Here is an 18,838-nt window from a genome sequence, read left to right as displayed (position 1 = left end):
TCCGTCGTATGCCATACGCTTGTTTGAAAGCTGAATCGATGACCCACCAGGAGATCCCTATGCCGCAAGCGCCTCACTATCCGCACCTTTTCCGCCCGTTGACCGTGGGGCATCTGACTCTGCCCAACCGGGTGCTGATGGGGTCGATGCATACCAACCTGGAAGAAGCCGCGAACGGGTTCGAGCGTCTCGCCGCATTTTATGCCGAGCGTACACGGGAAGGGGTCGGGCTGATCGTGACCGGGGGCATCGCGCCCAACGCGGAAGGCGCGGTATTCCATGGGGCCAATGCACTGTTCGAGGAGAGTCAGGTGGCGCAGCACCGGCAGATCGCCAGTGCTGTTCACGAGGCGGGCGGGCGAATCTGCATGCAGATTCTCCACGCCGGACGCTATGCCTACTCCCCCGACCTGGTCGCGCCGTCGCCGATTCAGGCGCCCATAAATCCCTTCATGCCTCGGGAGCTTTCTAGCGCCGAGGTGGAGCAGCAGATCGACGATTACGTGCGCTGTGCCGAATTGGCTCAACAGGCCGGCTACGACGGTGTCGAAGTGATGGGGTCGGAAGGCTATCTGATCAACCAATTTCTGTGTCTGCGCACCAATCAACGCCAGGACGAGTGGGGCGGCAGTTTCGCCAACCGCAGCCGCTTCGCCGTGGAAATCGTCGAGCGCATAAGAGAAGCGGTAGGTGAAGCCTTCGTCATCATCTTCCGCCTCTCGATGATCGATCTGGTGGAAGAAGGCAGCAGCTGGGATGAGGTGGTGGCTCTGGGCAAGGCGGTGGAGCGTGCCGGTGCCAGCATGATCAATACCGGGATCGGCTGGCACGAAGCCCGTGTACCGACCATCGTCACCAGCGTGCCGCGTGCGGCGTTCACCCGGGTTACCCAGCGCATGAAAGCCGAACTGGACATCCCCCTGATCACCACCAACCGCATCAACATGCCCGATGTGGCCGAACGGGTGCTGGCCGACGGGCACGCCGACATGGTTTCCATGGCGCGCCCCTTCCTGGCCGATCCGGCCTGGGTAAGCAAGGCTCGCGACGGCGTGGCGGAAGAGATCAATACCTGTATCGCCTGCAACCAGGCGTGTCTCGATCACACCTTCGCTGGCAAGTTGACCTCGTGTCTGGTCAACCCCAGGGCCTGCCACGAAACCGAGCTGGTCATCGAGCCGGCAGTAACCCCTAAGCGTATCGCGGTAGTGGGCGGCGGCCCGGCAGGGCTTGCCACTGCGGTTACCGCCGCCAGCCGGGGCCACCGGGTGGTGCTGTTCGAACAAGGCGAGGAGCTTGGCGGCCAGTTCAATTATGCCCGCAGGATTCCCGGCAAGGAGGAGTTCAACGAAACCCTGCGCTACTACCGGGTGATGCTGGACAAGCACGATGTGGAGGTACGCCTGAATACCCGCGCCGATGCCCAGGCCCTCAAGACGTTCGACGAGGTGATACTTGCCACCGGCGTACGCCCACGGGAACTCGACCTGCCCGGCAGTGACTCGCCCAGCGTGATCAGTTACGCCGATGCCATCCGCCATCCCGAGCGGGTCGGCAGAAAGGTGGCGATCATCGGCGCCGGCGGCATCGGCTTCGATGTGTCGGAACAGCTCTCGCACCAGGGCCATCCGGCACTCGATACCCAGGCGTGGTGCGACGAGTGGGGTGTCGATCTGGAGGTTTCCAATCGGGGTGGCCTGAAGGCGGCAGTGCCGCCGGAAGTGCCCCGTGAGATCACCATGCTCCAGCGCAAGGATTCCAAGCCGGGCAAGAATCTGGGCAAGACCACCGGCTGGGTGCATCGCGCGGCGCTCAAGAAACGTGGCGTGACGACACTGCCCGGATGCGAGTACCTGAAGATAGACGACCAGGGCCTGCATTTCCGCCACGGTGACGAACAGCGGCTGCTGGCGGTGGATTCCATCGTGGTATGCGCCGGTCAGGAGTCGGTACGTGAGTTGATCACGCCGCTGGAAGATAGCGGAGTCAACGTGCATGTGATCGGCGGGGCTTTCGAAGCCGCCGAGCTCGATGCCAAACGGGCCATCGACCAGGGTATGCGCCTGGCGGCGGCGCTGTGACGGGGCGGTGACCGCGAGCGGAAAATAACGATAGACTGATATGCCCGGGCACGCCCATCCCTTGCCCGGCAAACGGCGCCGGTGGCACCTGCCAGCGCTGCGCATACGACAGACAACAAGGATCTCGTCATGACCCCGGAGTGTACCCCGCGTTTTCTCGCCAGCGACAATACCTCAGGCATCTGCCCCGAAGCCATGGAGTACCTGCTCAAGGCCAACCAGACCGATGACCTGGCCTACGGCAACGACAGCTGGACCGCGCGAGCGGCGGATCGTTTTCGGAAAATGTTCGATTACGATTGCGAGGTATTCTTCGTTTTCAACGGTACGGCAGCCAATTCGCTGGCACTGGCCGCCATGGGACGCAGCTTCCATAGCGTCATCTGCCACGAATTGGCGCATATCGAAACCGACGAGTGCGGCGGCCCGGAGTTTTTTTCCAATGGCGCCAAGCTGCTGACGTCTCCCGGCGTCAACGGCAAGCTGACGCCGGAAGGAATCGAGGCGCTGGTCACCAAGCGCAACGACATCCATTATCCCAAGCCCAAGGTCATCTCGCTGACCCAGGCCACCGAAGTGGGCACTGTGTACTCCCGCGAAGAGCTGCTGGCCATCCGCGCGGTGGCGGACAAGTACGATCTGCGCCTGCACATGGACGGCGCGCGCTTCGCCAATGCCTGCGCGGCGCTGGACGCGACTCCAGCGGAACTGACCTGGCAGGTGGGGGTGGACGCGCTGTGCTTCTCGGGCACCAAGAATGGACTGGCATTCGGCGAGGCGATCCTGTTCTTCAATCGTGACCTGGCCGAGGACTTCGCCTGGCGCTGCAAGCAGGCGGGCCAGCTGGCCTCCAAGATGCGCTTCATCGCCGCGCCCTGGCTCGGCCTGCTGGAAAGCGGCGCCTGGCGCACCAATGCCGAACACGCCAACGCCATGGCGGCCTATCTCGCCCGTAGATTGGCCTCGCTGCCCGGAGTCTCGTTGATGTTCCCGACCCAGGCCAACAGTGTGTTCGTCGAGCTTCCGCCCGTCTTGATCGACTATCTGCGCCAGCGCGGCTGGACGTTCTATACCTTCATCGGTGCGGGTGGGGTGCGTTTCGTCTGCGCCTGGAACACCACGACCGAACTTCTCGACGATCTGCTTGCCGATATGGAAACGGGCCTGCGCAGTCTGACCTGACTGCGTTGAAGTGACGGCCTCCACTCTTCGCTAATGCTGTCTACGCTAATAGTGCGATACCCATCGTCCCTGGTATGTGAGCCCGGGGCTGGGATACAGGAGGCTTCAATGAGCATCTTTGATCACGTACAAGACCGTTTCAGCCGTGTTCAGCAAGAAGATATGAGTCTGCAGGAATACCTTGAAATGTGCCGGCGCGACCCGTCGGTCTACGCTGGCGCCGCCGAGCGCCTGCTCGAGGCGATAGGCGAGCCCGATGTCATCGACACCGCCAAGGACCCGCGGCTTTCGCGCATCTTTTCCAACAAGGTGATCCGCCGTTACCCGGCCTTTGCCGAGTTCCATGGCATGGAAGAGTCCATCGAGCAGATCGTGGCCTACTTCCGCCATGCCGCCCAGGGGTTGGAGGAGCGCAAGCAGATACTCTATCTGCTGGGGCCGGTGGGTGGGGGCAAGTCGTCATTGGCGGAACGCTTGAAGCTGCTCATGGAGCGGATTCCGTTCTACGCCATCAAGGATTCTCCGGTCTACGAGTCGCCGCTGGGGCTGTTCTCGCCGGAAGAGGATGGCGAACTGCTAGAGAAGGAGTACCGCATCCCCCAGCGTCACTTGAAAAGCATCATGTCGCCTTGGGCGGCCAAGCGGCTCAAGGAGTACGGCGGGGATATCTCCCGTTTCCGCGTGGTGCGGCTGTATCCCTCGCGCCTGAACCAGATCGCCATCTCCAAGACCGAGCCCGGCGACGAGAACAACCAGGATATCTCCTCGTTGGTGGGCAAGGTGGATATCCGCCAGCTCGAACTCTATTCCCAGGACGATCCCGACGCCTACAGCTTTTCCGGGGGGCTGTGCCGCGCCAACCAGGGGCTGATGGAATTCGTCGAGATGTTCAAGGCGCCGATCAAGGTGCTGCACCCCTTGCTCACCGCGACCCAGGAAGGCAACTACAATCCCACCGAAGGCATGGGCGCGATCCCCTTCGATGGCATTATCCTGGCCCACTCCAACGAATCGGAGTGGCAGGCGTTTCGTAACAACCGCAACAACGAGGCGTTCCTCGACCGGGTCTATATCGTCAAGGTGCCTTACTGCCTGCGCGTCTCCGAAGAGATCAAGATCTACCAGAAACTGCTCGAGGAATCCTCGCTCAACGCCGCACCCTGCGCCCCGGATACCCTGCGCATGCTGGCGCAGTTTTCCGTGCTTTCGCGCCTCAAGGTGCCGGAAAATTCGAGCATCTATTCCAAGATGCGCGTCTACGATGGCGAGAACCTGAAGGATACCGACCCTCGCGCCAAGTCGATCCAGGAGTACCGTGACGCCGCGGGCGTGGATGAAGGCATGGAGGGGCTTTCGACGCGCTTTGCCTTCAAGATCCTGTCCAAGGTGTTCAACTTCGACGGTACCGAAGTGGCGGCCAACCCGGTGCATCTACTGTACGTGCTCGAGCAGGCACTCGAACGCGAGCAACTGCCCAGCGAGACCTTCGAACGCTACCTGGGCTTCATCAAGGAGTTTTTGGCGCCGCGTTATGTCGACTTCATCGGCAAGGAGATTCAGACCGCCTATCTCGAGTCGTACAGCGAGTACGGCCAGAATATCTTCGACCGCTATGTCACCTACGCCGATTTCTGGATTCAGGACCAGGAGTATCGCGACCCGGAAACCGGCGAACTGCTCGACCGGCAGGCGCTCAACGAGGATCTGGAGAAGATCGAGAAGCCGGCGGGTATCTCCAATCCCAAGGACTTCCGCCACGAGGTGGTCAATTTCGTGCTACGGGCCCGGGCCCAGAACAACGGCATGAACCCCAGCTGGCAATCGTACGAGAAGCTCAAGGGAGTCATCGAGCACAAGATGTTCGCCAATACCGAGGAGCTACTGCCGGTCATCTCCTTCAATGCCAAGGCTTCCAAGTCGGATCAGAGCAAGCATGAGGACTTCGTCGCGCGCATGGTGGATCGCGGTTACACGGAAAAACAGGTTCGCCTGCTGTCCGAGTGGTATCTGCGAGTCCGTAAATCCCAGTAAGCCTTGTCGGAGGTCCCATGACCTACTTTATCGATCGAAGGCCGAATGCCAAGCACAAGAGCGCGGTCAACCGACAGCGCTTTCTGGAGCGCTATCGCAAGCATATCAAGCGCTCGGTGGAGGAGGCGGTGAACCGCCGTTCCATCACCGACATGGAGCGTGGCGAGAAAGTGTCGATACCCACCAAGGATATTTCCGAGCCGGTATTCCAGCACGGTCAGGGGGGCGCGAATTCGATCGTCGCGCCGGGCAACAAGGAATTTCTCGAAGGTGACCGGATTCGCCGTCCCAGCGGTGGCCAGGGCGGGCAGGGCAGCGGTGAAGGCAATGCCTCCAACCAGGGCGAAGGGGTCGATGAATTCGCCTTTACCCTCAGCCGTGAGGAGTTCCTGGAATTCGTCTTCGACGGTCTGGAGCTTCCCCATCTGCAGCGTAAGCCCTTGAAGTCGTTGAACGAGGTCAAGATGGTGCGGGCGGGGTTGAGCCGCGATGGGGTTCCCGCCCGGATCAGCATCACCCGCTCGATGCGGGAGGCGTATGCCCGCCGCATCGCCATGCGAGCGCCGATAAAACGCGCCTTGAAAGAGGCCTGCGAAGCCCTGCAGCTGGAAGAGTGCAAGGACCCGGTACTGCGCAATCCTGCTCGCATCACCGAATTGAAAGCGGAAATCCAGCGCCTGGAAAAGCGCCTGGGGGCGGTGCCGTTCATCGATACCTACGACCTGCGCTATCACCAGTTGACCGCCCAGCCCCAGCCGTCGAGCCAGGCGGTGATGTTCTGCATCATGGACGTGTCGGGGTCGATGACCCAGAACCACAAGGATATCGCCAAGCGTTTCTTTCTGCTGCTGTACCTGTTTCTCGAGCGCCATTACGAGAAGGTCGAGCTGGTCTTCGTGCGCCACCATACAGCGGCCCGGGAAGTGGGCGAGGAGGAGTTCTTCTACTCCCGGGAGACCGGCGGCACCATCGTGTCCAGCGCCTTGACGCTGGTCAAGCAGATCATCGACAAGCGCTATCCCGCCGAGCAATGGAACCTGTACGTGGCGCAGGCCAGCGACGGCGATAACTGGGACGACGATTCCGATATCTGCCGCGAACTGCTCGCCAAGCAACTGATGCCGCAGCTGCAGTACTTTGCCTACGTGGAGATCACTCCTCACGAGCATCAATCGTTGTGGCATGAGTACACCACGGTGGCCCAGCGTTTCCCGGAGCGGTTCGCCATGCGCCAGATCGTCGAGGCGGGGGACATCTATCCGGTCTTCCGCGATCTGTTCAAGCGCAGGCTCAACCAATAGTCGCGGGAACGACACGCGTCAGGAGCATCCCATGAATGCACGCCGAGAACCGATTGCCACGGGCTCTGACTGGAATTTCGCCACTCTGGAACGTTTCGACGAGGAGTTGGCGCGCCTGGCGGACGAGTACCGTCTGGATACCTACCCCAATCAGATCGAGCTCATCACCACCGAACAGATGATGGACGCCTACGCCAGCGTGGGCATGCCGGTGGGTTATCACCACTGGTCGTTCGGAAAGCAGTTTCTGGCCGTGGAGCAGGCCTACAAGCGTGGCCAGATGGGCCTGGCCTATGAGCTGGTGATCAACTCCGATCCCTGCATCGCCTATCTCATGGAGGAGAATACCTTGATGATGCAGGTGCTGGTGATGGCCCACGCCTGCTACGGTCACAACTCCTTCTTCAAGGGCAACTATCTGTTCCGCGCCTGGACCGATGCGGAGTCGATCGTCGACTACCTGGTCTTCGCCCGCAAGTACATCAGCCAGTGTGAGGAGCGCCATGGCGTGCAGGCGGTCGAGCAGTTGCTGGATGCCTGTCATGCGCTGCAGAATTACGGCGTCGATCGCTACAAGCGGCCTTCTCCTGTTTCCGCCTCGGAAGAAGCGCGACGCCAGGAGGAGCGCGAACGCTATCTGCAGACTCAGGTCAACATGCTGTGGCGAACCATTCCCCAGCCAGAGGGCGACAGCGATATCCTGGCGGGCAGCGACATGAGCGGAGAGGACCCGCTGGGGCTGCATGTCGGCGGTCGTTATCCACCCGAGCCTCAGGAAAATCTGCTGTATTTCATCGAGAAGAACGCCCCCCTGCTGGCGCCGTGGCAGCGGGAAATCGTGCGCATCGTGCGCAAGATGGCGCAGTATTTCTATCCCCAGCGCCAGACCCAGGTCATGAACGAAGGCTGGGCCTGCTTCTGGCACTACACCCTGATGAACCGGCTGTATGACGATGGCCGCGTGGATGAAGGACTGATGCTGGAGTTCCTGCAATCCCACTCGGCGGTGATTCAGCAGCCCGATTTCGATAGCCCCTATTACAGCGGCATCAATCCCTACGCTCTGGGATTCGCCATCTTCACCGATATCAGGCGTATCTGCGAGGCTCCCACCGATGAGGATCGCGAATGGTTTCCGGACCTGGCTGGAAGTCCCTGGCGGGATAGTCTCGAGTTCGCCATGCGCAACTTCAAGGACGAGTCTTTTATCCAGCAGTTTCTTTCACCCAAGGTAATGCGCGACCTGAAGCTGTTCTTGGTGGTCGATGACGACCAGGAGGAAACCCTGGAAGTCGGCGCCATTCACGACGAGCGTGGCTATCGTCGCATTCGCGAAGCCTTGTCCACCCAGTATGCATTGTCGGTTCGGGAGCCCAATATTCAGATAGTCGAGGCCGATATTCGCGGAGATCGTTCGCTGACGCTGCATCACGTACAGGACGGTCGCCGTCCATTGGCCAGAAGCGTTTACCCGGTGATCCGGCATCTTCACCAATTGTGGGGGTTCCCGGTACGGCTGGAATCTCGCGAAGAGGATCGTGTTACCCGGCGTTATCAGTGGCCGATAACGGAAGGGGAGTGAGGCACGAAAGGAGCCGAAACGTAGGCGCAGAACGCACTATCCTGCACCTGGATGCGGGATAGTGCTTGTAAACAGCTTTTTTCAACACCTGGTTTCAGGCTGACGGCGAGGCCGCCAAGGTCAGGCTTGAGCCGTCCAGGACTGGCACCAGCCGCCCGGTTCCACGCTGTGTTGCGGGAAGAGCTGGCAGCCTTCGGTATCTTCCACGAAGAACATGCAGTTATCGCAGCGTTCGCCTTCTTCGTAAGCGGGATGATCGCTGGCCTCGCTGGCTTCTTCCACGTAGTTGAGCGCCTGGGCATTGGGCGATTCGGGGTCCAGGCGCGGCAATTCCTGGGCGAAGGCCGTCTTGGATAGAATGCCGGCACCAAGCGGTAGGGTGGCGAGTCCCATGAGACTGTTGCGCATGAACGTACGACGGCTTTGATTAGCCATGGTTTCTCCTTATCGCCATATACGGCGTTTTGGTCACGGTTCCATCGGGTGGTTGGCCACCTCTTCGACTCCACGATTTCGACTCCACGATGCTTGACTGGCAAGGTCTCTGCCTGATCAAGTGCCTACCTGACGGAGTTAAGCCGCCATGCTAGCCTAAGCCATTTGGATGTGCGAATTCGGCACTTGCCGAGCGACAATTGGTCGCGCCGGGGAGCATGTCGAAGTCAGGGTTGGAAGAATAGCTGGATGGAACCATAAAGCGAGCCGAAAGAGCCCGGCCGAGAGCGTTGGGGCAGGCTTAAAGGGGCTGTTATACTCGCGGCGCAATCACCTACCGTATTCATGCCAATGGAGGCGTCATGCAAAATGCTGTGATCTTGATCAATACCGATAAAGGCCAGGTCAAGGCGGTCGCCGAACGGCTGGCGGACGTCGATGGCATTAGCGAGGTTTATTCCACTTGCGGTCGCTATGATCTGGTGGCGATTGCCCGCACTCCCGATTTCGAAAGCCTGGCGGAACTGGTGACCGAGCGCTTGAATGCCGTCGAGGGGATTCGCGATACAGAAACGCTCAATGCCATGCAGGTCCACTCGCGCCACGACCTGGAAACCATGTTCTCGTTAGGGTGGTAAACTGATCGAAACAGTTGCCAAGCAGGGATAAGGGGAGTGAACCGAATTGCCTAGAAAGCTTTTTCGTTGGCGTCGCCAGGGGCGCCGCCTGGGAATCTCCCTGCTTTTTGTGGTCGTCGCCTCGGGACTCTGGCAATACCAGGAGCGACAACATCATGACGCTTCCAGCTGGAGGGGCCTTCCTACCTGGGAAAAGCTGCACCCCACCTCCTTTTATCGCGTGCTGAGCAATGAAGGCTACCTTGCCGGATGGTCCGATGTACGAGTGAACTCACTCTGGGTCAGCTATCAGCTGCATGCCGTGAAAGATACAAGCATCGGTTCTCGACCCGGTTTTCGGGCCGATTGGCGCACGCTTTGGCCGGTGGGTACCGACGACTACTCCGGTAGCGGTTATGATCGCGGCCACCTGGCACCCAACTATGCCATCGCGGCGGTACACGGGCGCGTGGCTCAGGAAGATACCTTCCTGATGAGCAACATGGCGCCCCAGCTGCCGGACCTCAACCGCCAACTATGGCAGCGCCTGGAAGAGGCGGTCATGGACCACTTCGCTCCCCGTTTCGAGCGATTGGAGGTCATCACCGGGCCGGTATTCCCCGAAGCCTTCATGGATAACGTGTTCAACCGCGTCGGCCTGGTGGAGGTGCCCGTTGCCTTCTACAAGATTATCGTGGTACCCCATGACGAGACGCCGAAAGCACTGGCATTCATCATGCCCCAGGACGTTCGCGGCAACGAACCGCTGGATGACTTTCTGGTGAGTATCGACGAAATAGAAGCACGGACCGGCTTGAACTTCTTTCCTAGGCTGATGGACGAGCTGGAACGACAACTGGAGAGTCAAGTCGATACCGAGGGCTGGGCATTGGAAGCGGTGGCTAAGCGTCCAGGACGGTTCCAATAGATCGGCTTCAGAGAGCACGAAAAATAGCAAAGCGCGGAAGCAGAAAAGCTCGGAAAAGAGAAGAAGTTGAGAGGAAAGCAGGTGTGAAGGTAACGATGAAAAGCGATGATGCGGTTGGACGGTACCATGAAGCATGGTGCCCAGGAGAGGACTTGAACCTCCACGTCCATACGGACACTAGCACCTGAAGCTAGCGCGTCTACCAATTCCGCCACCTGGGCGCATCATTTTCAACTTGTTGTCTGTGTTCGCGTGGTGCCCAGGAGAGGACTTGAACCTCCACGTCCATACGGACACTAGCACCTGAAGCTAGCGCGTCTACCAATTCCGCCACCTGGGCGAACACAAACCTTGCTCTGTACGGCTTGGCCTTACAGATTAGCACCTAACTGTTTATACATGAGCTGCTTATACAATAAGCAGTATAGAACAGTATGGTGCCCAGAAGAGGACTTGAACCTCCACGTCCATACGGACACTAGCACCTGAAGCTAGCGCGTCTACCAATTCCGCCATCTGGGCAAGTGGCGCGTATAATACCCGGCTGGTATGGGAATGCAATAGGGAATGGGTAAATTCCCACCTTTCAAAACGATAAAGTCGGAGCAAGATGGTTGGGTCATCCAGATTGCAGCGCTATACTGCCAGCATGACCAAACATATATTATCTTTTTCCGGTGCATTCGCCGCCGGAACCTTACGCCCGCGACGCTTGCCGTACGCGCTGTTGCCCCTCTTATCCCAGCTGACGCCGAGGATGCCGACCGCATGACGCATTGGACGTTACGTAAAGATCCGCACGCAGAACGCGAAGCGCACAAGTACGATAAACCGGCGCCCAGTCGTGAGTACCTGCTCGACCAGTTGGAAGAGTACGGCAAGCCGATCACTCATGAAAACATGAGCCGCCTGCTCGGGCTCGAAGACGAGGACCTCCAGGAGGCCGTGCGTCGGCGGCTGGCGGCAATGGAGCGCGATGGCCAGGTATTGCGCGATCGCCGTGGCGCCTACGCCTTGATCGACAAGCTGGACCTGATCAAGGGCAAGGTGCTGGGGCACCGCGATGGCTTTGGCTTCCTGATACGCGATGACGGCAAGAAGCCCGATCTGGTATTGCCGCCCCGACAGATGCGTCGGGTCTTTCATGGCGACCATGTGCTGGCGCGCGTCAGCGGGCGCGACCGCCGGGGGCGCGACGAAGCCACCATCGCCGAGATGATCTCCCGCAACACCCAGACCATGGTCGGTGTGTACCGTGCGAACACTCCCGAATTCGGCATTCTCATCCCCGAGAACCCGCGTATCACCCAGGAGGTGATCATCCCCCATAGTGCCAGCGGCGGGGCGCAGGATGGTCAGGTCATATCGGCCAGGATCACCCAGCAGCCGGAAACTCGGGTGCAGCCGGTCGGCGAGGTGGTCGAAGTGCTCGGCGAGCGCATGGACCCCGGCATGGAAATCGACATCGCCCTGCGCAGCTACGATATTCCGGCGGAATTCCCCCCCGAGGTGATCGATCAGATCGCCGGCATCTCGGCGGAAGTCGTGGAAGCTGACAAGCAGCACCGCATCGACCTGCGCGATACGCCGCTGGTGACCATCGACGACGAAAGCGCCAAGGATTTCGACGACGCCGTCTGTGCCTGGAAGACCAAGTCCGGTAGCTGGAAGTTGCTGGTGGCGATCGCCGATGTTTCGCACTATGTGCGTCCGGGAACGCCGCTCGACGACGAGGCGCGTACCCGAGGTACTTCGGTCTATTTCCCGGGGCAAGTGATGCCGATGCTGCCGGAGCTGCTTTCCAACGGGCTCTGTTCGCTCAATCCTCACGTGGATCGCCTGGTGCTGGTCTGCGAAATGAATATTTCCAAGACCGGCGCCATCAGCCGCCACCGCTTCTACGAAGCCGTAATGCGCTCCCATGCCCGCCTCACCTATAACAAGGTGGCGGCGATGCTGGATGAGCGCAGCGACGAGGGCGAGACGCTACGTCGAGAGCACGCCGCCCTGGTCAAGCCGCTCAAGAACCTGCATGAACTCTACGGCTTGTTGCGAGAGGCACGCGAGGAGCGGGGGGCGATCGATTTCGAGACCACCGAAACCGCGATCATCTTCAACGAGGAGCGCAAGATCGAGAAGATCGTGCCGCGCTCGCGCAATGACGCTCACAAGTTGATCGAGGAGTGCATGCTGGCCGCCAACGTAGCGACGGCACGTTTTCTCGACAAGCATGACCTGCCGGCGCTGTACCGTATTCATGAGCGGCCCTCGCCCGAGCGGCTCGACAAGCTGCGCCTGTTCCTCAATGAACTGGGACTCTCGCTCGGTGGGGGCGACGAGCCTTCGCCGCAGGATTATCAGGCACTGGCGGAATCCATTCGCGACCGCGAAGATGCCGATATCATCCAGACGGTGATGCTGCGCTCGATGAGCCGCGCCGTGTATTCGCCACAGAACGACGGCCATTTCGGCCTCGCCTATCAGGCTTACGCGCACTTCACGTCGCCGATTCGGCGCTACCCCGACCTGTTGGTACACCGAGCCATCCGCTCGGTGATTCGTGGGCCGCGCCAGACCAATACCGTCCTGCGCGCCGAAGGGGCGCCGGTCGAGCCGCCGAGCAAGTGGGCGCCTTACACCTTCGAGCAGATGCTGGAGCTGGGCGAGCACTGCTCGATGACGGAGCGTCGCGCCGACGACGCGACCCGCGACGTCGAGGATTGGCTCAAGTGCGAGTTCATGTCCGACAAGCTGGGGGAGGTCTTCGACGGCACCATCGCCTCGGTGACGCAGTTCGGCATTTTCGTGCGACTCGACGACGTATATGTAGAAGGGCTGGTACACGTGACCTCGCTGCCTTCGGACTATTACCACTACGAGCCGGAAAAGCACCGCCTCAAGGGCGAGCGCACCGGTTCAAGCTATCGCCTGGGAGATGGCGTGACCATCCAGGTGGCTCGAGTCGACATGGACGATCGTAAGATCGACTTCGCCCTGGCCGACGACAAGCCGCGCCCCCGGCGACAGCCGCGTAAGCGGCGCTCGGCCGACAAGACTGCCGGCAATGCTCCTGTGTCGCGCAAGGACGCGGCCGGACAGTCGGCAGGTGCCAAGGGCGGGGCGGCGAAGCCGAAGAGCCGAGCCAAGACGAATGAAGGAAGTGGCAGCGATAACGCGTTCCCGGCGGGGCCACAGCGTACCCGGCGCGGCGCGCGCCAGTCGGGCAACAAGAAGGGTAGATCATGAAGGCGGGAGCGGTTCGTGGTCGTGTCAACGTCCCCGATGGACTGGAGCTTGTCTACGGCACGCACGCCGTGGCTAGCTTGCTGGAACGGGGCGAAGCCCCGCGGGAGCTATGGATACAGCAGGGCGCCGGCAAGCGCCTGGCCACTCTGGTGCAAGAGGCACAAGCCAAGGGGGCGAGGCTAAAGGAGCAGCCGCGTGAGCTGCTTGATCAACTAGCCCAGGGAAATGCCCACCAAGGTGTGGTGGCATTCTGTGCGCCGCTGATGGCGGAAGGGGAGGAGTCTCTGTGGCTGAAGCTGAGGGCATGGCAGGCGCCCCAGCCGCCATTGCTGCTGGTCCTCGATGGAGTGACCGATGTGCACAACTTCGGTGCCTGTCTTCGCAGTGCCGATGCGGCGGGTGCCCATGGCGTGATCGTGGCCAAGGACAAGGCGGCGCCGCTCAACGCCACCGTGCGCAAGGTAGCCTGCGGCGCGGCGGAGGTGGTGCCGGTGTACCAGGTGACAAATCTGGCGCGCACCCTGGCCAAGCTGAAGGCCGAGGGCGTATGGATTACCGGCACGGCGGGCGAGGCCGAACAGAACATTTACGCCGTGGACCTAACCGGCCCCACGGCTCTGGTCATGGGCGCTGAAGGCAAGGGCATGCGCCGGCTGACCCGCGAGGCCTGCGACAACCTGGCCAAGTTGCCCATGGCCGGCCAGGTTTCCAGTCTGAACGTCTCCGTGGCGACCGGTATCTGCCTGTTTGAAGCCGTACGTCAGCGTCAGCTTGCAAGTTAACCCGCGGCCCACTAAAATGCCTGCGCCCGTTTGCCTGTCAGACGGGCACTAGTCTGCTTGATGCCCCGGCTCGAACGAGCCAACCGCCGGCACCCTGTGCCTGGTGGAGGGACTTCAATCACTCCTTGCTTCCTGTGCTGACGCTACAAGGCGCGTTACGGAAGCTGCCAAACCGCAAGGAGAACCCATGCGTCATTATGAAATCGTGTTCATGGTCCACCCGGACCAGAGCGAACAAGTTCCGGCCATGGTCGAGCGCTATACCACTATCGTTACCGAGAACGGTGGTACCGTGCATCGCCTGGAAGATTGGGGCCGTCGTCACCTGGCTTACCCGATCAACAAGATCCACAAGGCTCACTACGTGCTGATGAACGTTGAATGTCAGGGTGAAACGCTCGAGGAAATCGAGAATATCTTCCGCTTCAACGACGCCATCATCCGCAGCCTGGTCGTACGCTGCAAGGAAGCCATCACCGAAGCTTCCCCGATGATGAAGCCGGCAGAAGAAAAACGTCCGCGTCGCGAAGAAAAGCCGCGCGCCGAAGAAACTGCCTGATCTTATTCCCTGCACGTTTGAAGGAGCTACTCCATGGCACGTTTTTTCCGTCGCCGCAAGTTTTGCCGCTTCACCGCTGAAGGCGTCAAGCAGATCGACTACAAGGATCTGGACACGCTGAAGGCTTACATCACCGAAACCGGCAAGATCGTTCCCAGCCGTATCACCGGCACCAAGGCTCGCTATCAGCGCCAGCTGGCTACGGCCATCAAGCGCTCACGCTATCTGGCGCTGTTGCCCTACTCCGATAGCCACAAGTAATCGGTAACGTGATGCTGGCGCTAGCTCGATGGCTGATGCGCGGTACGCCCTACGCCGCCGGCGGGGCTGCCCTGGCATCGTTGATCCCCTGGCTGTTCTGGCTGGGTGGTGCCATCGCTGCGCTGGTGACCCTGCGTCAAGGGCTGGTGCCGGCGCTGCCGGTCATCATCGCCGCGGCACTGCCTGCCGGCTGGTGGTGGGCTCAGGGGGACGTGATCCCCTTGGCCAGCATATTGCTGGTTAGCTTGATGGCGGTGGTGCTGCGAGAGCGGATGCGCTGGAGCGAAGCCCTGGTTGCCGGAACCCTGGTGACAGCGGCAATGACCCAGTTCGGCATCTTCCAGCCACCCGGCGGCACCGAACTGTTGCTTGAGCAACTGCGCGAGAGCTCTGCCGAGATCGATCGCATGCTCGACGACTTTGCCGCCCAGGGCATCGAGCCCCATACATTGGCTCAGTGGGTGATCGGCGGTGTTACCGGGCTGGTGGTGTTACTGGCCGCGATTGCTTGTCTTGCGCTGGGGCGCAGCTGGCAAGCGGGGCTCTACAATCCGGGCGGGTTTCGTGATGAATTTCATAGTCTGCGCCTGGCACCAAAAGAGTTCGTGCTCTTGCTGGTCCTGGGAATAGCGGGAACGCTGCTGGGTATCGCACCGCTGGTCATGCTGATCTGGGTGCCGCTGCTGATTGCCGGCATCGCGTTGATACATGGGATTATTGGATTAAAGGGGATGAACGGGCTGTGGTTGGTGGCGTTCTATGCGCTACTCATCACCACCTGGCCCACGATTCTCATTGTGCTGCTGTTGGGGCTGGTCGATACCTTTGCGAATTTTCGCGCTCGCCTGGCCCGCAGCGACTGACAAGAGGTTTACGAGATGGAAGTCATTCTGCTCGACAATATTGGCAAGCTGGGCGGTTTGGGTGACAAGGTCACTGTCAAGCCTGGTTATGGTCGTAACTACCTGGTGCCTTACGGCCTGGCCGTGCCGGCGACCAAGGAAAACATCCAAGCGTTTGAAGCCCAGCGTTCTGAGCTCGAAGCCCAAGCGGCCGAGCGCAAGGCGGAAGCCGAAGAGCGTGCGACACAGCTCAACGATATCGAGCTGTCGCTGGTGGCAAAATCCGGTGATGAAGGTAAGCTGTTCGGTTCCATCGGCCCGCGTGATCTGGCAGACGCCATTTCCTCCGCCGGCATCGATGTCGCCAAGAGCGAAGTTCGTATGCCGCAAGGACCGATTCGCCAGACCGGCGAGTACGATATCGACCTGCACCTGCATGCGGAAGTCAACGCTGTTGTACGTGTCGTGGTGGTTGCCGAGTAACTTGATCCAAGTTCACCTGGCACGATCCTGATAGGCAGGCAGCACACAAAGGGCGCGGGCTTTCCCGCGCCCTTTGTCGTTGGTGAGCAATGGAAAAGCTGGTCGATAAGTGAGAAACATGGTCGTTGGAACACGATCGTTGAGAGCATGGTCGTTGAGAGCGGCGCGGTGCCGCCATTCGCTGCCACCGTGTCTGTTGAATTGCGAGGAGCCAGCAATGAATGATGCGCCATCCCCCGACCAGGAAACGGCTGCCCTCAAGGTGCCGCCGCATTCGCTGGAGGCGGAACAGTCGGTGCTCGGCGGACTGATGCTGGACAATCAGGCGTGGGACAATGTCTCGGATCGCCTGGTCGCGGATGACTTCTATCGCTACGAGCATCGGCTGGTTTTCAATGTCATCGCCTATCTGGCGGAGTCGGGCCAGCCGCTGGACGTGATTACCCTGTCGGAGGCGTTGGAGGCCCGCGATCAGCTCGATGTGGTCGGCGGGCTTGCCTTTCTGGCGGAACTGGCGCGCAACACCCCTTCGGCCAGCAATATCCGAGCGTACGCCGGTATCGTTCGCGAGCGTGCCACGCTGCGCAAGTTGATCCGTGCCGCCAGCCAGATCGCCGACAGCGCTTTCAGCCCGCAAGGGCGGCCCGCCGATGAGCTGCTGGATGAAGCCGAGCGGCTGGTCTTTCAGATCAGCGAGGAGCGGCCCAAGACCGGCGGCCCGATTGGCATGAGCGACCTTCTGACCAAGGCCGTGGATCGCATCGACGAACTGTTCAATCTCAAGGGCGAGATGACCGGCCTTTCCAGTGGCTTCCGCGATCTGGATGAAATGACCTCGGGCTGGCAGCCGTCGGATCTGGTCATCATTGCTGGACGTCCTTCGATGGGCAAGACCACCTTCGCCATGAACCTGGTGGAACATGCGGTAATCTCCAGCGACAAGCCGGTCATGGTGTTCTCCATGGAGATGCCGGCGGAGTCGTTGATGCTGAGGATGCTCTCTTCGCTGGGGCGCATCGACCAGACCCGGGTGCGAACGGGGCAACTGGAAGACGAGGACTGGCCCCGGCTGACCTCGGCGGTGAACCTGCTCAAGGACAAGCAGCTGTTCATCGACGATACGGCAGCCCTGTCGCCCAACGAGATGCGTGCGCGTATCCGCCGGGTGGTACGCGAGCACGGCAACATGGCGATGATCATGATCGATTATCTTCAGTTGATGCAGATTCCGGGCTTTTCCGAGAACCGCACCGGTGAGATATCCGAGATATCCCGCTCTCTCAAGGGCTTGGCAAAGGAGTTCGGCTGTCCGGTAGTGGCGTTGTCCCAGCTCAACCGCTCGCTGGAGCAGCGTCCCAACAAGCGTCCGGTGATGTCGGACTTGAGGGAGTCGGGGGCCATCGAGCAGGACGCCGACGTCATCGCCTTCGTCTACCGCGATGAAGTCTACAATCAGGATAACCCTGATAATCAGGGGCTGGCCGAGCTGATCATCGGCAAGCAGCGTAACGGGCCTATCGGTACGGTACACATGGCATTCATCGGCAAGTACACCCGTTTCGAGGATCTGGCCCCGGACAGCTACGGCGAGGCGTTCGGTGGCTAGTTCGGGCGAGCCGAACTTGAGCCTGCGCATGCGGGCCGTATAATGCCCGGCTCGCTATCAACGGCAAGCGGCATTTAAAACGTGACTGGAGAAGGCAATGGCAGGTGGTTTTCGACGGGGTAACCGTCAGCGTATCCCCAAACTGGAAGGACGTGGCGAGCTGCAGGAAATGGAGCGGGAAGGCCCCTTCAAGGAGTGGCTGGGCATGCCGGACCTTTATCGCTACCACCTGGTGGTGGATGGTGAGAAGTACAGTTACCAGACCGAGGACTCTGAAGTGCCGGTCGCTATCGGTGACAAGGTGGTATTTCGCTACAAGCAGACCAAGGCGGGTAACTGGATCGACAGGAACTCGTTGGGCAAGGCGATCGATCCCTCCGAGTATCAATAGGGCGGAATCGTCTGGCTGCGTTAATGCCTAGTCGGTTAAATGAAGGATGCCCTGCCATGGTGCGTTGACGCCATTCTCGTGGAACTCGCTCTCCTGCAAGCGGTCATAACGTTGCCATGAAACGGCAACAGGAATGACATCGGGCACAGCCATGCTGTGCCCGAAACGTAATGATAACAGGAGGGATCCATGGAACTCAGCGAACTGGAAGTGTTTGCCAGGCACGACGATAGCTTTGAAATACGGGTCATTACCCATGCGGGAAGCGGTTTTTACCAGGTCGAGCTGGAAGACGTGGAAGGGCAGCGTCACATGTTGACCAATCGCGACAAGCCGATGCTGTTCCGCTCGTTGGACGATGTCTATCTGGAACTCAAGCGGGCCGGCATTCATCGCGCCTATCTGGTGCAGTACGTTCCCCAGGATGAAATGATCGGCAGCGGGACCCATTACCAAGCGCCGCTGACGTCACGCATGCCCCTGGTGTTTTAACGCAATCATCCTGGCATCG

General features: G+C 60.3%; 17 protein-coding genes and 3 tRNA genes. 16 read left to right on the top strand and 4 right to left on the bottom strand.

Annotated features, from left to right (window positions below; all coding sequences use genetic code 11):
• Nucleotides 1-59 precede the first annotated feature (59 nt).
• From R5M92_RS08135 to R5M92_RS08115, 5 genes are all read left to right on the top strand, one after another.
• Nucleotides 60-2,081 carry an NADPH-dependent 2,4-dienoyl-CoA reductase gene (locus R5M92_RS08135; RefSeq protein WP_346795402.1) on the top strand — a complete coding sequence of 674 codons (2,022 nt, stop codon included), beginning with the start codon at nucleotides 60-62 and terminating at the stop codon, nucleotides 2,079-2,081.
• A gap of 129 nt (nucleotides 2,082-2,210) precedes the next feature.
• On the top strand, nucleotides 2,211-3,263 hold the full coding sequence (locus R5M92_RS08130; RefSeq protein ID WP_346795401.1) for a low specificity L-threonine aldolase: 1,053 nt from the start codon (nucleotides 2,211-2,213) through the stop codon (nucleotides 3,261-3,263).
• Between the two features lie 108 nt (nucleotides 3,264-3,371).
• Nucleotides 3,372-5,294, top strand: coding sequence for a PrkA family serine protein kinase (locus R5M92_RS08125; protein ID WP_346795400.1), 1,923 nt, complete (start codon nucleotides 3,372-3,374; stop codon nucleotides 5,292-5,294).
• Nucleotides 5,295-5,311: 17 nt separating this feature from the next.
• A complete protein-coding gene (locus tag R5M92_RS08120) occupies nucleotides 5,312-6,595 on the top strand; it encodes a YeaH/YhbH family protein (RefSeq protein WP_346795399.1) in 1,284 nt (427 codons plus the stop codon).
• Between the two features lie 31 nt (nucleotides 6,596-6,626).
• Nucleotides 6,627-8,177: a SpoVR family protein gene (locus tag R5M92_RS08115; protein WP_346795398.1), complete on the top strand. Its 1,551-nt coding sequence runs from the start codon at nucleotides 6,627-6,629 to the stop codon at nucleotides 8,175-8,177.
• Between the two features lie 120 nt (nucleotides 8,178-8,297).
• On the opposite strand, the gene R5M92_RS08110 is transcribed toward R5M92_RS08115, so the two are convergent.
• A complete protein-coding gene (locus tag R5M92_RS08110) occupies nucleotides 8,298-8,612 on the bottom strand; it encodes a high-potential iron-sulfur protein (RefSeq protein ID WP_346795397.1) in 315 nt (104 codons plus the stop codon).
• A 362-nt stretch (nucleotides 8,613-8,974) separates the two neighbouring features.
• On the opposite strand from R5M92_RS08110, the gene R5M92_RS08105 reads away from it, so the two are divergent.
• Nucleotides 8,975-9,250 (top strand): Lrp/AsnC ligand binding domain-containing protein, encoded by a 276-nt coding sequence (locus R5M92_RS08105; RefSeq protein ID WP_346795396.1) that lies wholly within the window; start codon nucleotides 8,975-8,977, stop codon nucleotides 9,248-9,250.
• A 46-nt stretch (nucleotides 9,251-9,296) separates the two neighbouring features.
• Nucleotides 9,297-10,157: a DNA/RNA non-specific endonuclease gene (locus R5M92_RS08100; protein WP_346795395.1), complete on the top strand. Its 861-nt coding sequence runs from the start codon at nucleotides 9,297-9,299 to the stop codon at nucleotides 10,155-10,157.
• Between the two features lie 134 nt (nucleotides 10,158-10,291).
• On the opposite strand, the gene R5M92_RS08095 is transcribed toward R5M92_RS08100, so the two are convergent.
• The 3 genes from R5M92_RS08095 to R5M92_RS08085 form a co-directional block, all read right to left on the bottom strand.
• Nucleotides 10,292-10,378 (bottom strand) — tRNA-Leu (locus R5M92_RS08095).
• A gap of 32 nt (nucleotides 10,379-10,410) precedes the next feature.
• A tRNA-Leu gene (locus tag R5M92_RS08090) sits at nucleotides 10,411-10,497 on the bottom strand.
• 95 nt (nucleotides 10,498-10,592) lie between these two features.
• Nucleotides 10,593-10,679, bottom strand: a tRNA-Leu gene (locus tag R5M92_RS08085).
• Nucleotides 10,680-10,925: 246 nt separating this feature from the next.
• Here R5M92_RS08085 and rnr point away from each other — a divergent pair.
• From rnr to R5M92_RS08040, 9 genes are all read left to right on the top strand, one after another.
• Nucleotides 10,926-13,403, top strand: coding sequence for a ribonuclease R (gene rnr, locus R5M92_RS08080; RefSeq protein ID WP_346795394.1), 2,478 nt, complete (start codon nucleotides 10,926-10,928; stop codon nucleotides 13,401-13,403).
• Nucleotides 13,400-14,185 carry a 23S rRNA (guanosine(2251)-2'-O)-methyltransferase RlmB gene (rlmB, locus tag R5M92_RS08075; protein ID WP_346795393.1) on the top strand — a complete coding sequence of 262 codons (786 nt, stop codon included), beginning with the start codon at nucleotides 13,400-13,402 and terminating at the stop codon, nucleotides 14,183-14,185. Before rnr ends, rlmB begins: the two co-directional genes overlap by 4 nt.
• A gap of 187 nt (nucleotides 14,186-14,372) precedes the next feature.
• Nucleotides 14,373-14,744, top strand: coding sequence for a 30S ribosomal protein S6 (gene rpsF, locus R5M92_RS08070; protein WP_346795392.1), 372 nt, complete (start codon nucleotides 14,373-14,375; stop codon nucleotides 14,742-14,744).
• 33 nt (nucleotides 14,745-14,777) lie between these two features.
• Nucleotides 14,778-15,005, top strand: a complete 228-nt coding sequence (gene rpsR / locus R5M92_RS08065; RefSeq protein WP_346795391.1) for a 30S ribosomal protein S18 — start codon at nucleotides 14,778-14,780, stop codon at nucleotides 15,003-15,005.
• Nucleotides 15,006-15,016: 11 nt separating this feature from the next.
• Nucleotides 15,017-15,868, top strand: coding sequence for a hypothetical protein (locus R5M92_RS08060; RefSeq protein ID WP_346795390.1), 852 nt, complete (start codon nucleotides 15,017-15,019; stop codon nucleotides 15,866-15,868).
• A gap of 15 nt (nucleotides 15,869-15,883) precedes the next feature.
• Complete coding sequence (gene rplI / locus R5M92_RS08055) at nucleotides 15,884-16,330, top strand: 50S ribosomal protein L9 (RefSeq protein WP_346795389.1); 447 nt, start codon at nucleotides 15,884-15,886, stop codon at nucleotides 16,328-16,330.
• Nucleotides 16,331-16,547: 217 nt separating this feature from the next.
• Entirely contained in the window at nucleotides 16,548-17,936 is a 1,389-nt protein-coding gene (gene dnaB, locus R5M92_RS08050) for a replicative DNA helicase (protein ID WP_346795388.1), read from the top strand.
• Nucleotides 17,937-18,033: 97 nt separating this feature from the next.
• Nucleotides 18,034-18,327, top strand: coding sequence for a hypothetical protein (locus R5M92_RS08045; protein ID WP_346795387.1), 294 nt, complete (start codon nucleotides 18,034-18,036; stop codon nucleotides 18,325-18,327).
• Nucleotides 18,328-18,516: 189 nt separating this feature from the next.
• Nucleotides 18,517-18,819: a DUF6482 family protein gene (locus R5M92_RS08040; RefSeq protein ID WP_346795386.1), complete on the top strand. Its 303-nt coding sequence runs from the start codon at nucleotides 18,517-18,519 to the stop codon at nucleotides 18,817-18,819.
• Nucleotides 18,820-18,838 lie beyond the last annotated feature (19 nt).

The organism is Halomonas sp. Bachu 37 (assembly GCF_039691755.1).
GTDB classification, from domain to species: domain Bacteria; phylum Pseudomonadota; class Gammaproteobacteria; order Pseudomonadales; family Halomonadaceae; genus Vreelandella; species Vreelandella kashgarensis.
This window is presented reverse-complemented; position numbering and strand designations above follow the sequence as displayed.

Bases quoted from the DNA above. Each gene is read 5' to 3' on its own strand.
- R5M92_RS08135 (WP_346795402.1), top strand. From the start codon at position 60: ATGCCGCAAGCGCCTCACTATCCGCACCTTTTCCGCCCGTTGACCGTG.
- R5M92_RS08130 (WP_346795401.1), top strand. From the start codon at position 2,211: ATGACCCCGGAGTGTACCCCGCGTTTTCTCGCCAGCGACAATACCTCA.
- R5M92_RS08125 (WP_346795400.1), top strand. From the start codon at position 3,372: ATGAGCATCTTTGATCACGTACAAGACCGTTTCAGCCGTGTTCAGCAA.
- R5M92_RS08120 (WP_346795399.1), top strand. From the start codon at position 5,312: ATGACCTACTTTATCGATCGAAGGCCGAATGCCAAGCACAAGAGCGCG.
- R5M92_RS08115 (WP_346795398.1), top strand. From the start codon at position 6,627: ATGAATGCACGCCGAGAACCGATTGCCACGGGCTCTGACTGGAATTTC.
- R5M92_RS08110 (WP_346795397.1), bottom strand. From the start codon at position 8,612: ATGGCTAATCAAAGCCGTCGTACGTTCATGCGCAACAGTCTCATGGGA.
- R5M92_RS08105 (WP_346795396.1), top strand. From the start codon at position 8,975: ATGCAAAATGCTGTGATCTTGATCAATACCGATAAAGGCCAGGTCAAG.
- rnr (WP_346795394.1), top strand. From the start codon at position 10,926: ATGACGCATTGGACGTTACGTAAAGATCCGCACGCAGAACGCGAAGCG.
- rlmB (WP_346795393.1), top strand. From the start codon at position 13,400: ATGAAGGCGGGAGCGGTTCGTGGTCGTGTCAACGTCCCCGATGGACTG.
- rpsF (WP_346795392.1), top strand. From the start codon at position 14,373: ATGCGTCATTATGAAATCGTGTTCATGGTCCACCCGGACCAGAGCGAA.
- rpsR (WP_346795391.1), top strand. From the start codon at position 14,778: ATGGCACGTTTTTTCCGTCGCCGCAAGTTTTGCCGCTTCACCGCTGAA.
- R5M92_RS08060 (WP_346795390.1), top strand. From the start codon at position 15,017: ATGCTGGCGCTAGCTCGATGGCTGATGCGCGGTACGCCCTACGCCGCC.
- rplI (WP_346795389.1), top strand. From the start codon at position 15,884: ATGGAAGTCATTCTGCTCGACAATATTGGCAAGCTGGGCGGTTTGGGT.
- dnaB (WP_346795388.1), top strand. From the start codon at position 16,548: ATGAATGATGCGCCATCCCCCGACCAGGAAACGGCTGCCCTCAAGGTG.
- R5M92_RS08045 (WP_346795387.1), top strand. From the start codon at position 18,034: ATGGCAGGTGGTTTTCGACGGGGTAACCGTCAGCGTATCCCCAAACTG.
- R5M92_RS08040 (WP_346795386.1), top strand. From the start codon at position 18,517: ATGGAACTCAGCGAACTGGAAGTGTTTGCCAGGCACGACGATAGCTTT.